At 59.1% G+C, this 15,158-nt stretch carries 19 protein-coding genes; 4 read left to right on the forward strand and 15 right to left on the reverse strand.

Going from position 1 to position 15,158, the window contains the following annotated elements:
• Nucleotides 1-34: 34 nt before the first annotated feature.
• From HYE77_RS29780 to HYE77_RS29845, 14 genes are all read right to left on the reverse strand, one after another.
• Nucleotides 35-616: a phage tail assembly protein gene (locus HYE77_RS29780; protein ID WP_008433541.1), complete on the reverse strand. Its 582-nt coding sequence runs from the start codon at nucleotides 614-616 to the stop codon at nucleotides 35-37.
• 51 nt (nucleotides 617-667) lie between these two features.
• Nucleotides 668-1,174, reverse strand: coding sequence for a phage major tail tube protein (locus HYE77_RS29785; RefSeq protein ID WP_003208662.1), 507 nt, complete (start codon nucleotides 1,172-1,174; stop codon nucleotides 668-670).
• Nucleotides 1,174-2,340 carry a tail protein gene (locus HYE77_RS29790; RefSeq protein WP_003208663.1) on the reverse strand — a complete coding sequence of 389 codons (1,167 nt, stop codon included), beginning with the start codon at nucleotides 2,338-2,340 and terminating at the stop codon, nucleotides 1,174-1,176. The genes HYE77_RS29785 and HYE77_RS29790 overlap by 1 nt, the downstream gene beginning before the upstream one ends.
• Before the next feature lie 2 nt (nucleotides 2,341-2,342).
• Nucleotides 2,343-2,516: a hypothetical protein gene (locus HYE77_RS29795; RefSeq protein ID WP_003208665.1), complete on the reverse strand. Its 174-nt coding sequence runs from the start codon at nucleotides 2,514-2,516 to the stop codon at nucleotides 2,343-2,345.
• Nucleotides 2,517-2,602: 86 nt separating this feature from the next.
• On the reverse strand, nucleotides 2,603-2,905 hold the full coding sequence (locus HYE77_RS29800; RefSeq protein WP_256344671.1) for a hypothetical protein: 303 nt from the start codon (nucleotides 2,903-2,905) through the stop codon (nucleotides 2,603-2,605).
• A 2-nt stretch (nucleotides 2,906-2,907) separates the two neighbouring features.
• On the reverse strand, nucleotides 2,908-3,690 hold the full coding sequence (locus HYE77_RS29805; RefSeq protein WP_087695289.1) for a phage tail protein: 783 nt from the start codon (nucleotides 3,688-3,690) through the stop codon (nucleotides 2,908-2,910).
• A gap of 46 nt (nucleotides 3,691-3,736) precedes the next feature.
• Nucleotides 3,737-4,270, reverse strand: a complete 534-nt coding sequence (locus HYE77_RS29810) for a phage tail protein (protein WP_087695288.1) — start codon at nucleotides 4,268-4,270, stop codon at nucleotides 3,737-3,739.
• On the reverse strand, nucleotides 4,267-4,995 hold the full coding sequence (locus tag HYE77_RS29815) for a phage tail protein I (protein ID WP_177009852.1): 729 nt from the start codon (nucleotides 4,993-4,995) through the stop codon (nucleotides 4,267-4,269). The genes HYE77_RS29810 and HYE77_RS29815 overlap by 4 nt, the downstream gene beginning before the upstream one ends.
• On the reverse strand, nucleotides 4,992-5,987 hold the full coding sequence (locus HYE77_RS29820) for a baseplate J/gp47 family protein (RefSeq protein ID WP_102604886.1): 996 nt from the start codon (nucleotides 5,985-5,987) through the stop codon (nucleotides 4,992-4,994). The genes HYE77_RS29815 and HYE77_RS29820 overlap by 4 nt, the downstream gene beginning before the upstream one ends.
• On the reverse strand, nucleotides 5,984-6,316 hold the full coding sequence (locus tag HYE77_RS29825) for a phage baseplate protein (RefSeq protein WP_003208675.1): 333 nt from the start codon (nucleotides 6,314-6,316) through the stop codon (nucleotides 5,984-5,986). Before HYE77_RS29825 ends, HYE77_RS29820 begins: the two co-directional genes overlap by 4 nt.
• 12 nt (nucleotides 6,317-6,328) lie before the next feature.
• Nucleotides 6,329-6,937 (reverse strand): phage baseplate assembly protein V, encoded by a 609-nt coding sequence (locus HYE77_RS29830; RefSeq protein ID WP_102604888.1) that lies wholly within the window; start codon nucleotides 6,935-6,937, stop codon nucleotides 6,329-6,331.
• A 3-nt stretch (nucleotides 6,938-6,940) separates the two neighbouring features.
• On the reverse strand, nucleotides 6,941-7,456 hold the full coding sequence (locus tag HYE77_RS29835; protein ID WP_177041851.1) for a hypothetical protein: 516 nt from the start codon (nucleotides 7,454-7,456) through the stop codon (nucleotides 6,941-6,943).
• 22 nt (nucleotides 7,457-7,478) lie between these two features.
• A complete protein-coding gene (locus HYE77_RS29840) occupies nucleotides 7,479-7,817 on the reverse strand; it encodes a phage holin family protein (protein WP_003208680.1) in 339 nt (112 codons plus the stop codon).
• Between the two features lie 610 nt (nucleotides 7,818-8,427).
• Nucleotides 8,428-9,162, reverse strand: coding sequence for an XRE family transcriptional regulator (locus HYE77_RS29845; RefSeq protein WP_023659216.1), 735 nt, complete (start codon nucleotides 9,160-9,162; stop codon nucleotides 8,428-8,430).
• A 142-nt stretch (nucleotides 9,163-9,304) separates the two neighbouring features.
• On the opposite strand from HYE77_RS29845, the gene HYE77_RS29850 reads away from it, so the two are divergent.
• From HYE77_RS29850 to fdxA, 4 genes are all read left to right on the forward strand, one after another.
• Complete coding sequence (locus HYE77_RS29850; protein WP_256344341.1) at nucleotides 9,305-10,057, forward strand: zeta toxin family protein; 753 nt, start codon at nucleotides 9,305-9,307, stop codon at nucleotides 10,055-10,057.
• Nucleotides 10,058-10,059: 2 nt separating this feature from the next.
• Nucleotides 10,060-10,227 carry a hypothetical protein gene (locus tag HYE77_RS29855; protein ID WP_177070247.1) on the forward strand — a complete coding sequence of 56 codons (168 nt, stop codon included), beginning with the start codon at nucleotides 10,060-10,062 and terminating at the stop codon, nucleotides 10,225-10,227.
• Nucleotides 10,228-10,459: 232 nt separating this feature from the next.
• Nucleotides 10,460-13,039: a DNA mismatch repair protein MutS gene (gene mutS, locus HYE77_RS29860; RefSeq protein WP_087695283.1), complete on the forward strand. Its 2,580-nt coding sequence runs from the start codon at nucleotides 10,460-10,462 to the stop codon at nucleotides 13,037-13,039.
• 142 nt (nucleotides 13,040-13,181) lie between these two features.
• A complete protein-coding gene (gene fdxA, locus HYE77_RS29865; protein WP_003208688.1) occupies nucleotides 13,182-13,505 on the forward strand; it encodes a ferredoxin FdxA in 324 nt (107 codons plus the stop codon).
• A 496-nt stretch (nucleotides 13,506-14,001) separates the two neighbouring features.
• Here fdxA and apbC read toward each other — a convergent pair whose 3' ends face one another.
• Nucleotides 14,002-15,096 (reverse strand): iron-sulfur cluster carrier protein ApbC, encoded by a 1,095-nt coding sequence (gene apbC, locus HYE77_RS29870; RefSeq protein ID WP_087695282.1) that lies wholly within the window; start codon nucleotides 15,094-15,096, stop codon nucleotides 14,002-14,004.
• Nucleotides 15,097-15,158: the final 62 nt, after the last annotated feature.

Raw genomic sequence — 15,158 nt, forward strand, 5'->3', positions numbered from 1 at the left:
TTTACCGAGTAAATGAGCGGCACGATGTCGAGAATTACTTCGATGTCGCGCTCCGAAAGAAGTCCGCCGGTTTGTTTAAAAAATCGTCGATGCGCCCCTGCAGTTCGGTCCAGTCGGGCACGCTGAGGTCGGCGAGATCCGGGATCATCAGGCCGGTGCAGTGGGCAGTGATGAACTCGGCGCGCTCTTTGTTGGTGGCGAGTTTTTTCATCGCCTTGGTGGCGCGCAAGGCGGGCATTTCCAGGGTCAGGCTGGTGAGACGGCGGCCGCCGGTGTCAAGCGGCAACAGCAGCGAGACGTGCTCACTGGTCGCCGATTCGCGGGGCTGCTCGTCGGCGTCGAGGAAGTACGAGGCAGGCCGGGTCGACATGTCGTGCACGTACTGGGCGATGCTCACATAGTCCGGACGCTTGAGTTGGTCGAGTTCTTTTTCCGACAGGCCGGTGGCGAGTTTGGCCAGTTCGAAGAACTGATCGTCCTCGTCATCACCGGCCCGGGCCAGCGCGTCTTTTTGCGCGGCGTAGAACAACGGCTTGAGTTGAATCTGCTCGATCAGCGCGCCGGTATCAGCGGTGATCGGCGACAGCAGGATGTGCAGCGGAGGCATCCAGGCCATGAATCAATTCCTTGGTGAAGTATGGGAGCGGGAAAACCCGCTCCCGGGGGCTTAAGGCATCAGTACCGCGCGGCGGGCATCGCCGAGGATGTCGACGCCGTTGAGCACAAACTTCTGGGTACGCACGTCGATGTCGATCACCGGGATGCCGTTTTCCAGGCGGTTGTAGGTGCGGCAGGAGAACTCCAGGGTGATGGCGGGTTTATCGCCCATCTTCAGGGTTGTCTCGGTCAGGGTTTTCAGCTTGCCGCCGATGGTGTGGTAGGTGAAGTAAGTCTTGCCGTCCTGGTCCTGGCCGGCTTCACGCACGTTCAGCAAAATGTCATCGCCCAGGCGCACCCCCAAGGCAAGCATGATTTCCGGACCCGCGCCTTGCAGCTCCAATGTGGCGTTGAGCACTTTGGCGCTCTTGGCCATTTCTTCGGCGATGAAACGTCCGCCGGTCATCTGCTCCATGTCGAAGTCGATCTTCGGCGGTGCGAACGAGGTGACCGTCGCCGACAACGGCAGGCCTTGAAGGGTGGCCGCCATGGCCTGTCTGATTCGGTTGGTAAACATTAGAGAACGTCCTCCAGGAACTGCTCGATGATTTCATCGCGGGCGTTGAGTTGATAAATCATGTGTTCGTTCGGCGCGTAGCGGCCGTAGTCGATGACGATGAACCAGGTGCCGTTCTTGTATTTCTCGACACTGTTCAATTCCGGGTGCAGGTACACGCTGCCGCCGGGAATGGTCTCGTCGGCCACCAGGGTTTGCAGCCAGTCGTTGATGCGCTTGACCTCCTGGTCCATGAACGACTTGGTCAGGTTCTTGGCCATGGCTTTCTGGCCGGCCTTGACCAGCTTGCGGCTGATCGCATCTTCCAGGCCCACGTAGCTGATGAACTTGCCGGTGATGGAGCGGTTACCCAGCAGCGAGAAGCCGCCGAGGATGGTGCGGGCGTAGTAGCTCACACCGTAGCGGTTGAGCAGGTCGCCTTCGGTGGAGGTGTCGAGGATGTTGTACTCAACCACGCGGGACACGTCTTCGGCGAAGGTCACCTGATTGCCCGGGCTTTCCCATTGCTTGACCTTGGCCAGCGCGGCGATGGCCAGGGACGACGGCGCCAGGAACACGTTTTTCTTCGCGGCCTTGGAGTACACCGACGGCATGTTGTGCACCAGCAGGCAACGGTCGAAACCGAGATCGGCACCGCCCAGTTCGCCGCTGTAGGTCACCTGGTCGGCGACGGTTGCGTCCTTGCCGTCCAGCACCACACGGGCCTTGATGCGCTTGCCGAAGGAGGCGAATTCGCCGGCCACGGCCTTGGTGCCGGTGAAGCCCGGGGCGCCGATGATGGTCAGGTCTTCGGGGACGCTGGCCAGGGCGGCGAGGCCCAGTTTGCGGCCGGTGACCGGCTCTTCACCGCCGATTACGTTATTGATGGTGTCGGCCGGGGTGGTGCCCTCGTCGACGATCACAACGTAGACCGGCACCTTGACCACTTTGAGGATCTGGTAAACGGCGTGGAACAGCGTGCCGGTTTCAGCGCCGGTAGGGTCCAGCAGCGCCTGGGTGGTGAAGCTGTTGATGCGGAACGGGGCGTTTTTCGGAATCGACGCATGGGCGTTGGGGGCAGTGCCCACCAGGCCGATGACGTTATCGCCCAGGCCACCCATGGCCTCGGGGGATTCGGTGGCGTTCACGGTGATGCCGTTGTGTTCGAAGTTCAAAACCTCAGCCATGATCAGTCAGCCTTCTTCGGGGTGGAGTTGAGGACGCTGGTCAGTTCCAGGCGGCCAGCGGTGCGCAGGGCGGATGCTTCGACGTCCAGCAGTTCCAGTTCCTCGCCGGCGGTAGACCAGTGGCCGTTGCCGGTGGGGAATGGAATGAGGACGGTGTAGGTTTGGCGGTTAAACATGAGTGGGATTCTCCGGGTGGAAAACGCCAAAGCCCCTGCGAGAGGGGCTTTGGGCGGGCGAAAAAAAACCGCTTTCGCGGTGGGGTTCAGTCGCGGTCAGGCAAGGGATAAAGCGCCTTGATTTCGGCTACTTTGTCGCGCCAAGCCTTTTCCTTTTCAGGAGTTTCGTCGTATTGCCACTCGAGAAACAGCGGGTCAGCTTGAGTTTCATAAAGCGTGCGACGCGCAGCGATGGTGCTTTCCAACTTTTCAGCTCGTATCGTTTCTTCGCAGAGTTCGTCGGCGCGGGCTTCGCTGAACCCCAGTGAGATAAGTGTAGGGCGATCAGCCGGAACATTGATGAGCGTTTCGCCAGAGTCGAGCAGTAGTGTTTTAATAGACCCAACCATATTCATACTCCTTTAACTGCATAGCGCTGATCGTTATCCAACGTATACGCCATCCTACTTTCAGGGTAAGTAGCTCCCAGCTCTGACGCTGTGATTGCGAAAGGCTTGACCTTCCACGAAATTTCATACTCAGCTGTAACGGCTTGGCTCAATTCGACCTCGGCGTCTGAACGACTAAATTTAACAGGGGCTTCAAAGCTTTTGGTAATGATGTAACTCAACCCGCCCCGCAAGTAGCATCCCGACTCTTGTGGAGAACCAACCAAAGTGCCCACAGCCTGATTCAACCAAATAGGCTTCAGCCCAGTGACAGGACGAACATAAGAAAGCATCCCAAACTGCGCGCACCGAACAGTTTCTCGGTATGTTTGGGATATACGCTTGATTGTCAAAAAGTTCGCATCACCATTCCACGGAATCCCACACCCTTCCATTTGCAGGTTTAGGCCCGCAACGTGCGGTTCAAAATTATTATTGAACGGATTAAGCTCGGCATTCGTGGCGTAGTTTCTAGAAATCACGATCTCAGACATGCCTTGCTCGTTACCCGGCATGCGCCACCATACGGGATAAAAGATGTTGGTGGACAGCCCAGTCAGATCAATAGTCTGGGAGTAAGAGGCACGCCCGTTAATATCCTTGGCCTGTACACTGCCGCGCCACGCGTTGAACTGACCCAAGGCAACATCCATTCGAGAATCTATTTTGCCAACCTGATTCGTCACCGTATCCGTCAGTTTGTTACATGCGTCCACAACTTTTGTGATCGTCGTTTCAATCCCCATAATCAACTCCCTAGTAAAAATTATCTTTTCAGCACTTTTGCAAGCGCTATTGCTTAGCTTCTAATTGCATAACCCGAAACATCAAATCAACATGCCTCGACATATTGCCAACCGAAGCCGCCGCCATGATTGCGATTTCTTCAGCCATCAATACATTCAAATTCTCGCTCCCCACCACAATCGTCACGCTATCCGCCGGCAACGGCGAAATATCCAACGTGAACTTCTGCAGTACCCGAGCCGCCGCCGCTTTGTACGTGAGCAGCTTCCCCTCCACGGAATACACCGCCAACAACGTGCCACTGGCGAGGTAAAAACCAAACTCGCCGATCTCATACTCGGCCTCGCCATCAAACAGCGCGGCCATCCGGAGTTGCCGGTCGCCCAGATCCTCGTAGTCCACAATGGCGACCCGCTGGCGCTCGTCACGCAGGGCCACTTCGGTGCCGTCGGGGTTGTAGCGGCCAGTACCGGCGCCAATGTGGGTGATCTCGCCTTTCAAGCCCTGGTTCTTTGCCTGCAGCACTTCATCCAATCCCTTGGAGGTGAAGCGCACCAGGCGTGTAATTTCATCTGTCATGGCTGCGCCCTGAGGTCGTAGTCGTTAATGGTGTAGTGCCGGGCAACCCCGGCACTGTTTAGCCGGGCCGCCAGCCCGAGTTCAGGCAGTACGCCGCACAACTGCAACTCGCCATCGCTGAGCGGTGTGTGCGCCACGCTGCTGCAAGCAAGTACCCCGTGCAGCTTCACTTCGGGCAACGCCCCGGGCTGGCCCTCATCACCGATGCTCAACCCTGGATCAGCGGCTGCAGCAACACGTAAACCCTGGGAGGTCTCGTGCACGATGGTGATGGTGGCCAGGTCCCGCTCGCTCTTGGCCGCGTTGATGCGGCGGATCAAACGGTTGTGATCGCCACTGGACCAACTGCGACCGATGATTGCCTGCACATCAAAGGTGTAAGGCAGGCCGGTTGGCCGCTGTTGATACCAGGCACTGATATTGGGGGTGAATCCCAGGGATTCGACGGCGTAGCTCAGCGCCTTGGGCGTACCGGCCTGACGCTGGATTTGCCAGGACAAGGCCACGGTGAGGCGCTTCTCCGACTCGCTGGCAGCGGCGTCCCATTCACTGACGCCGCGATCAGCGGCCAGGTAGGGAAGGAATTCAGCCGGCGTCTGCAGCGGGTTCATCAAGGCCGGGAATGGCGGAGTGACCCGATCGAGCAATTGCCCGAAACCCAGGTCCAGCGCCTTCTCCAACGGCGAACTGTTGGCGGGCAGCAAACTGCCTTTTGGCTCACTCATAACGTGTGCACCTCCACCTCGACACCCGTGCAATACGGAGCCTGAAACGCCGTGGTGACGATCGGCTCCAGCGGCTCAAGGATCTGCAGTTGCGCAGCGCCTGCCGAGTGGATGGCGTAGTCGATCCAGCTCGGGTCCACCCGCCCTTCCAGGCGATGACAAGACTCGGCGTAGGTTTGCAGCAGTCGCTGCGCGGCTACCTGGGTCAATCCGGAATCCGGACCGGCGTTGATCTTGGCCACCACCCGAATTTTGTAGCGCAGGATCTGCGCCCCCTGCACCGTGACGAGATCCGTTTCCGGTCGCACGTCAGGCCGGGCGAAATGCCGGCGTACACCGTCGAGTAGATCCGCAGAAGGTGTACCATCCCCGTCTCGGGACAGGACCGTGACCATCACTTCGCCGGGCGCGGTTCGACGGCCGTTACCATCCTTGACCCGTGCCGCGTAGCCGTCCGGGTCGAAGGTATAAGTGACCGTCACCACACCCGGCGTAGCACTTTGCACTTTCACCGATGGACGCTCACCGAGGGTGAAAACCTCCCGCCGATACTGCATCCGCGAGCCTGCCGCCGGAGCGTGAGGCGCGAGGTAATAACGCAACCGGGCGTCATCGTCGCTCTCCAATGTTGGCGGTACCGGCGGGAAAGCCGCCGGGTCACCAGGGTCGAGCACCTGGCGCTCAAGGCCCATGTCCGCCAGGCGCGCATCGAGGTTGCTGCCGGTAGCCCACCACGCCAGCATCTGCTTGATGCGGGCGTTGTATTTGCGCTCGTGGGTTTGCAGGCGAACGCAAAAAGCTTCCAGCGCCAACGTCAGCAACTCGCTCTCGTTCTCCAGGCTGACCTTCAGCTTGGCGGCATTTTCTGGTGCACGAGTAGCGACGTAATCAACGACAAACGCCTTGAACTCCGCCAATAGTGGCTCGAACTCATCGACGGCAATGATCGCTGGCTCAGCCAACTGGTTCTGGCCGGGTATCAGCATGCTCATGTCACCACCTCGAAGGATTGCTTGCGGTTTTTCCAGGTGCCGGCGAAGCGCAGCAACAGGCCGGCGCCCTGGCGGTTGGCGACGATGACTTGCGGTTCGAAGTCGGCGATGCCGTTCTGCGGGTTATAGAACGCCTGGGCGGCATGGCTCTGGGCGAGAATCAGCAGGTCATCGCCGAGGTTTTGCCCGAGCAACTGCGGGATCATCGAGCCGTACAGCGGGCGCTTCTGGCGAGTGCCCAAGGGCGTGGTCAGCGCTCGGGTAGCGCGCTGCACAAATTGCAGCCAGTCATCGACCGCCGCCCCGGTGTTTCTATCGATTCCGATCATGGGATGTCCTTGTCAGGGGCTGATGACTCGACCCTGGTGGTCCACCACCGGGCCGCTGAAGTGCGCGCCGCCGGCGTCCAGCAACAGGCTGCTGCCGCCGACTTGCAGCGTGATGCCCTGGGCGCTCATCGTGAGGCTGGCGGCGCCGACCTTGATGTCGACCTGTTCGCGGGAACCTGTGAACGTGGTGGGGCCATTGACCCAGTTGAAGGTATGGCTGGCGTCGTCGTAGTCGCTCTGGGTACCGTCCTGATGGCGGCGCCGGGTCAGTGTCGAAGCGCTGGAGACCGGTGGAAAGCGGTCGCTGTTCAAGCCGAACAAGGCCACCGATTGCGCCCCGCCCTCCCCGGCACCGTAGTTGAGCAGCAAACATTGCTCGCCTACTGACGGGATGCGGGTTTCCGTCTGCGCTCCGGCGCTGGGGTTGAAAAAGCGGATCGCCGGGGTGAGCAGTTCGCCGTGGCTGACCTTGCAGGTATTGCTGGCGGCGTCGACCTCCTGGCACACGCCGATTCGGCAGAAACTTTCGGCGCGTCGATACAGGTCTTCGAGCTGGCTTTCCATTTCCGCCAGGCGCTCCACGATCGGCCCCAGCTGCATGCGTAACAGCGCGTCGAACATGGGCTACTCCGCCAGCGGCTTGTATTGGTCGGGGTCGTCGATGTTCGAGACGTCCCAGGTGCAGGCAAAAAGCGGCTTGCCTGTGGGATCGTTGAGCAACGGCGGCCCGATATAGAGGGTTTGGGTGAAGGTGACGGTCCAGGTGTCGTAGTCCGTCTCCGCGCTGGTGCGTATTGAAGGCGCAGCGACAATGCTGGTCGGCAGGTCGCACTGCGCCTGCGGCAGGTTCCAGCGGTTATCCAGCACCAGGTCCATCAGTTGGCTGGCCAGGTCGCAGGCATCAAAGGGCAAGGCACCCGGGGCCACCATGGCCTTGAGTGAAATCCCCAGGGCATGGGCCTTGCGCCCCTCGCGGGAGCGAAGGCCCGGCCCATTGCCTTCGACCGTGATCAACACGCCGGTGTCGTTCGCGGCGCCCTGAAAGTCCTGATGAGTGCCGACCTTAAGTTCCGGAAACGCCCTGCGCAGTGCCTCGCTGATGGCCTGGGGCAATTGGGAGGGTTTTTCGATAAGTGTCATTTAAGTAGCGTCCTTGCAACGGTTACTGCGGGTCCCGGCCAGGGCCTTCGTTGACGCCGATGCGCTTGGCCGCCCAGCGTTCATAAAGGCCGATGGCCACGTCGGCGCCGGCCATGGCGGTCAGGCACCCAATGGCGCCGGCCGTCCAGATCGACATGCCGGCGGCGTAGCACAGCATCAGGGCTGATACCCCGCACACCATGCAGGCCCCCGAACGCAGGGCCAGGCGCCGCATAAGCGACCAACCGCGGGCGCCTTCCTTGTCGGCGCGCCACATTTCTCCGGAAACCCCGCCAATCACCGCCAATACGATGACCAGCCAGATAGGCATTTCCGCCAACGCTTGCTGCTCGTTTGTCATGTCACGCCTCCTGGAATGAGTGATACCGGCAGGTCGCCGGTTGTAGGTGTTTGTTTCAATTTGAATGGGTTCTCTAGGTAGGCATTCCAAAAAGCCCGGTTGCCCGGGCTTTTCAGTAATGATGTCCTCGAACTTTCGGCGCTACTGGCGCGGTACGGTTCTTTCCTCAATGTTTTTCCGACCACGATCCCTGTCTGCCGGATAACTGCTTCTGGTGCTTTACGCTGCACACCCGGGCCAGTTGCCAACCCTCTGAACCGTTAAGGCCGGTTCATCGCTGCCTGTTCTTGAAGCGGTTTGAAACTAAAGAGCGTCGGCATCCTTGCCGGTATTGCCTGGCATCCTTGCCATCGCTTCGATGGCGTCCTTGCCGGTGTTGCGTAACGTCCTTGTCTTCCTTGGCAGCATCCTTGCCGCCTCCACCAGGCCTTCTTGGCTGGCTTGAGATGAAGAATATGCATGTATGCATATACAGTCAATGCACAAATGCATTTATTTTTGCACAAGAAATGCGCAGGTGCATTTATAGCCCCGCAGGCAAAGGGTTTGGTGGTTTTACGCAGGCGAAAAAAAGCCCGCTCACTGGCGGGCTTTGTCTTACACAGAAGGGTTAGCGGGCGTACATGCCCCACCAGAAAACGTGACCAAGGATGCTGATCTGTTCATCCTGGATTTCCTGGAAGCTGTAGTCCTCGTCCGGATGTTCATCGCGGTTGAAGCTACGCAGGCGAATCCCGGAAGGCAGGCGATAGAGCTGTTTCACCCGTAGCTGGCCGTTGTGATTGATGGCGTAAAGATCGCCATCGACGATGTCACCAATCCCGCATTTGCCCGCATTGACACCTACGGTGGCGCCGTCGCGCAGCACCGGCAACATACTGTTGCCGCGCACCGTCACGCACTTGGCCTGGTCGAACTGCACACCGTTATGCCGCAGGCTGCGCTTGCCGAATCGCAGGCTGGCCTTCTCGCTTTCCTCGATGACGAATCTTCCTGATCCAGCAGCCAATTCAACCTCGCGCAGAAAGGGGATCGACACCTCGTCATCATTAACGGGTGTTTCGTCGTCCCACAGGCTTATGTCCTTGAGTTCCGAATGCATCGGGTCACGCTCGTCCGACCGCGCCGGCACCAGCCCTGCGCGCCCGCGCAGCTGATCGGTGCTGACCTGGAAGTAATCGGCGATGCGCGAGATGTGCTTGTCCGACGGATCCACGATCTTGCCGCTGAGGATCCGGGACAGTGTGGATTGAGGCACGCCGGTACGCCGGTGAAGCTCCGTGGGGGAGATCCGGTCGCGGTCCAGCAGCTCTCTTAAGACGATAGAAACGTTGCGTTTTTGCATAACGCGGATAGTGCAGGCAGTTTTGATGCTTGGCAAATGCTTATTTGCATATTTAATGCATTGATTGCAGATTTTTACCTAACCATTTGTGGTCTGCCTCGCATGCTAACCTGCGCCTATCGGAAAAATGCTGGGTTTGTTGATGACGCACTTTGCAGATCCAATCAGAAAAGTCATGACGCAGTCAGAGCAAGAAGTCTCAGACGAAGCGCTGCGCTTTGCTCGCTCAAACAAGAAAATGATTGCCAGGCGTCTGACCGACAAAGCTATCTATCCTCCGGAAGAGGCGCCTGTATCGGTCTACATGGCCGGCTCACCGGGTGCAGGAAAAACCGAGGCATCAATCGCGCTCGTGAATCTTTTTGCCGACACCCCGATCCTTCGAATTGACCCCGATGAGCTTCGTAGCGAATTTGTTGCCTATACCGGCGGTAACTCCTGGTTATTCCAGAGAGGGGTTTCTATTTTGGTGGAGAAGATTCTGGATTTTGCGATGGACCAACAGCAGTCGTTCCTCCTTGACGGAACATTTTCAAACATTGATGTCGCCAGGCGGAATGTGGATCGTTCCTTAAGAAAAGGCAGGTTCGTACAGATTCTGTACGTCTACCAGGATCCGAGGCTCGCTTGGGACTTCGTCAAAGCTCGCGAAGAAGCAGAAGGAAGAAGGATTCGTAAAGAGCATTTCATCGACCAGTACTTTGCCGCACGTGACGTCGTCAACGCACTTAAGCTAGAGTACGGCGGCGATATCCACGTGGATTTGCTGCTCAAGCACATTGACAACTCGGGACGATTGTACAAAGCCGGTGTCGAAAAAATTGACTACCATATTCCTGAGCGACACACGCGGGCCGATCTTGAGGCCAGACTCGGGCAACCATCAGGAGCGTAATGATGCTTTCGATTAAGCTGGGCTTGACCAAAGGTGCAAAAAGCCCCTTTGCCGACTTTATTCGTAACGCTAAATCTGATCAAAAAAAGCGCGTATACAGCGAAGTGCTGACCGAAGCGACCAAACAGCAGAACCTTGTATTGATGGCAGCTGAGGCAAAACGAGCCTGACATCTACTAAGGCACTGCAATAAAGAACCCGACCCAGCGTCGGGTTTTTTTATTGATCAACCGAACCCGATCTGTCTTGGTTTCCATCGTAAGCCATAGGACAAACACATCGTTTATAAGGCTCGTAGCGAGAATTCAACATCGTATAGCCGCCCACAATGCATAAAAAATCAATGTACCATTAGCCTATTTACCCTTGCCAAAAATCGACAGGAAGAGCTGAACCCCGCGTATGACCGACCTCTCCAGCCACACCCCGATGATGCAGCAGTACTGGCGCCTGAAAAACCAGCACCCTGATCAGTTGATGTTCTACCGCATGGGCGACTTCTACGAGATCTTCTATGAAGACGCGAAGAAGGCGGCCAAGTTGCTGGACATCACCCTGACCGCGCGCGGGCAGTCGGCCGGGCAGTCAATTCCGATGTGCGGGATTCCATATCATTCGTTGGAAGGTTACCTGGTCAAGCTGGTGAAGCTGGGCGAGTCGGTGGTGATCTGTGAGCAGATCGGCGACCCGGCCACCAGCAAGGGCCCGGTGGAACGCCAGGTGGTGCGCATCATCACGCCGGGTACGGTGAGTGATGAGGCGCTGCTGGATGAGCGTCGCGATAACCTGATCGCGGCAGTACTGGGGGACGAACGCCTGTTCGGCCTGGCAGTCCTGGATATCACCAGTGGCAACTTCACGGTGCTGGAGATCAAGGGCTGGGAGAATCTGCTGGCGGAGCTTGAGCGCGTCAACCCGGTGGAGTTGATGATCCCGGACGACTGGCCAAAGGACCTGCCGGCGGAACGTCGCCGTGGGACCAAGCGTCGTGCGCCGTGGGATTTCGAGCGTGATTCGGCGCTGAAAAGCCTGTGCCAGCAATTCTCCGTGCAAGACCTCAAGGGCTTCGGTTGCGAAACCCTGACCCTGGCCATCGGCGCCGCCGGTTGCCTGCTCAGCTATGCCAAGGAAACCCAGCGCACTGCCCTGCCGCATTTGCGCAGCCTGCGTCATGAACGCCTGGACGACACCGTGGTGCTGGATGGCGCCAGCCGTCGCAACCTGGAACTGGACACCAACCTCGCCGGCGGGCGCGACAACACCCTGCAATCGGTGGTCGACCGTTGCCAGACCGCCATGGGCAGCCGCTTGCTGACCCGCTGGTTGAACCGCCCGCTGCGGGATTTGACCGTGCTGCAAGCCCGCCAGACCTCTATTACCTGCCTGCTCGACCGCTACCGCTTTGAAAAGCTGCAACCGCAGCTCAAGGAAATCGGCGATATCGAGCGGATCCTGGCGCGGATCGGCCTGCGTAACGCGCGGCCTCGCGACCTGGCACGCCTGCGCGATGCCCTCGGCGCCCTGCCGCAACTGCAAGCGGCGATGACCGAACTGGAAGCACCGCACCTGCAGCAGCTGGCAGTCACCACCGGCACCTACCCGGAGCTGGCGGCGCTGCTGGAAAAAGCCATCATCGACAACCCGCCCGCGATCATCCGTGACGGTGGCGTGTTGAAGACCGGTTACGACACCGAGCTGGATGAGCTGCAATCCCTGAGCGAGAACGCCGGGCAGTTCCTGATTGACCTGGAAGCCCGTGAAAAAGCCCGCACCGGCCTGGCCAACCTGAAAGTCGGCTACAACCGCGTGCACGGCTACTTTATCGAGTTGCCAAGCAAGCAGGCCGAGCAGGCGCCGATCGATTACCAGCGCCGCCAGACCCTCAAGGGTGCCGAGCGCTTTATCACTCCGGAGCTTAAAGAATTCGAAGACAAGGCGCTGTCGGCCAAAAGCCGCGCCCTGGCCCGGGAGAAAATGCTCTACGAAGCCTTGCTCGAAAGCCTGATCGACAAGCTTGCGCCGTTGCAGGACACCGCCGCCGCCCTGGCCGAGCTGGATGTACTGAGCAACCTGGCCGAGCGTGCCCTGAACCTTGACCTGAACTGCCCGCGCTTTGTCAGCGAGCCGTGCATGCGCATCGTGCAAGGTCGCCACCCGGTGGTGGAGCAGGTGTTGACCACGCCGTTCGTCGCCAACGACCTGTCGCTGGACGACGATACCCGGATGCTGGTGATCACCGGTCCGAACATGGGCGGTAAATCCACCTACATGCGTCAGACCGCGTTGATCGTGCTGCTGGCGCATATCGGCAGCTTCGTGCCGGCGGCAAGCTGCGAATTGTCACTGGTGGACCGCATCTTCACCCGGATCGGTTCCAGCGATGACCTGGCCGGCGGCCGTTCGACCTTTATGGTGGAAATGAGCGAAACCGCCAACATCCTGCACAACGCCACCGAACGCAGCCTGGTGCTGATGGACGAAGTGGGCCGCGGCACCAGCACCTTCGACGGGCTGTCCCTGGCGTGGGCGGCGGCCGAGCGTTTGGCGCACCTGCGGGCATATACGCTGTTCGCGACGCACTACTTCGAACTGACCGTGCTGCCGGAAAACGAGCCGTTGGTAGCCAACGTGCACCTCAATGCCACCGAGCACAACGAGCGCATCGTGTTCCTGCACCACGTGCTGCCCGGCCCGGCAAGCCAGAGTTACGGCCTGGCCGTGGCGCAACTGGCGGGGGTGCCGGCCGAGGTGATTACCCGTGCTCGCGAGCACCTGAGCCGCCTGGAAGAAACAGCGCTGCCCCATGAGATTCCCGTGGCCAGCCCGGCCAAGGCCAGCAACAAACCCAGCGCGCCGCACCAGAGCGACATGTTCGCCAGCCTGCCTCATCCGGTACTGGATGAGTTGGCTAAGCTTGACCTGGATGACGTGACGCCGCGAAAAGCGCTCGAAATGTTATATGCACTGAAGACTCGGATATAACGCAGACGCTTGCAAGCTGGTAGACTCTCGCGCGGTTTGGGATGCTGCGGGCTTTTAGCCTGGCCTGCAGACTATCGCTCCCGAACCTCGCGAGCCCTGCCACAAAGGGTTTCGCTGCCGCCGCCTGAGGAGAAAATTAGAAATGACCTTCGTCGTCACCGACAACTGCATCAAGTGCAAGTACACCGACTGCGTAGAAGTGTGTCCGGTGGACTGCTTCTACGAAGGCCCGAATTTCCTGGTCATCCACCCGGACGAGTGCATTGACTGCGCCCTGTGTGAACCAGAATGCCCGGCCGTCGCTATTTTCTCCGAGGACGAAGTCCCGGCAGAGATGCAGGAATTTATTCAGTTGAACGTTGAGCTGGCGGAAATCTGGCCGAATATCACTGAGCGCAAAGACCCGATGCCGGATGCGGCAGAGTGGGATGGCAAAAAAGGCAAGATTGCCGACCTCGAACGCTGATAGCGTCGATGCCCTCCAAAAGGCCCCTTGCGGGCCTTTTTGCATTTCTGCGGGGCGGGTTTCACTTTTCTACAGGCAAAAAAAAGGGGCGGTATGACCCGCCCACATTTTTTCCCTAGTCCCTGTGTTCCTTTTCATCGTCCTGATGAATCGCATCCTGCGAGGTTCCCTGAATCATCGTTCCTTGATGACTGTGTCAATCCGTGGACACAGGACTGATCTTAGAGAGTTCACGGGGAAGTTCAACGGGATCCAACCCGCCGGGTTTTCGATTCACGCGCTCAAACGCGAATAAATAATCGTTATATTTCAATAAGATAGAAATATAGGCAATCAATTCAAGACGCCCCCGCCGATGAAAAAACCCAAACGCTTACGAAAAAGTAAGTGAATGCTTACACCAGCAATTACGTAAAAGAGTAAAAAACGCCTCGTTGGTGTTCACCAGGCAAGAAAAAGCCCCGACAAGGTCGAGGCTTTTTTCCCATCCGGTGGATCAGTCGTCGCTGACAGTAATCGTCGGCATTGCCTGGGCCTCTGCTTCCTGCAGGACGATTCGCGCGCCTACGTGGCGCGCCAGCTCCTGGTAGACCATGGCAATCTGGCCATCGGGCTCGGCAACCACCGTCGGCTTGCCGCCATCAGCCTGCTCTCGAATCCCCATGGACAGCGGCAACGACGCCAGCAGTTCAACGCCGTACTGGGTCGCGAGCTTCTCGCCGCCGCCTTCACCGAACAGATGCTCGGCGTGGCCGCAGTTGGAGCAGATGTGCACCGCCATGTTTTCCACGACGCCCAGCACCGGGATGTTGACCTTGCGGAACATCTCCACACCCTTGCGGGCATCCAGCAGCGCAAGGTCCTGCGGTGTGGTGACGATCACCGCGCCGGCCACCGGCACTTTCTGCGCCAGGGTCAGCTGGATATCGCCGGTGCCTGGCGGCATATCGATCACCAGGTAGTCCAGGTTGCCCCAGTCGGTCTGCGTGACCAGTTGCAGCAACGCACCGGATACCATCGGGCCGCGCCAGACCATCGGTGTGTTGTCATCGGTCAGGAAGGCCATGGACATGACTTCCACGCCATGGGACTCGATCGGCACGAACCATTTCTGGTCCTTGATCTTCGGCCGGGTGCCTTCCGGGATGCCAAACATCACGCCCTGGCTCGGGCCATAGATGTCGGCGTCGAGAATCCCGACCCGCGCGCCTTCCCGGGCCAGGGCCAGGGCCAGGTTGGCGGCGGTGGTGGATTTGCCCACGCCGCCCTTGCCGGAAGCCACGGCCACCACGTTCTTGACGTTGGCCAGGCCCGGAATCTGCGCCTGGGCCTTGTGCGGGGCGATCACGCACTGGATGTCGACCCTGGCCGAGCTGACGCCGTCCAGGCCTTCGATGGCCATTTGCAGCATCTGCGCCCAGCCGCTCTTGAACAGGCCTGCGGCGTAGCCCAGCTCAAGCTGGACCGAAACCTTGTCACCCTGCACGTCGATGGCGCGTACGCACCCGGCGCTGACCGGGTCCTGGTTCAGGTAGGGGTCGGTGTACTGGCGAAGAACGGCTTCCACCGCTGCGCGATTGACGGCGCTCATGGGCTACTCCCGAAAAAAGACTGACTAAAACAGGCGGCTATCCTAACCGTTCCAGCGCCCCA

Origin of the sequence: Pseudomonas sp. IPO3774, assembly GCF_013386835.1 — a bacterium.
Lineage (GTDB): Bacteria > Pseudomonadota > Gammaproteobacteria > Pseudomonadales > Pseudomonadaceae > Aquipseudomonas.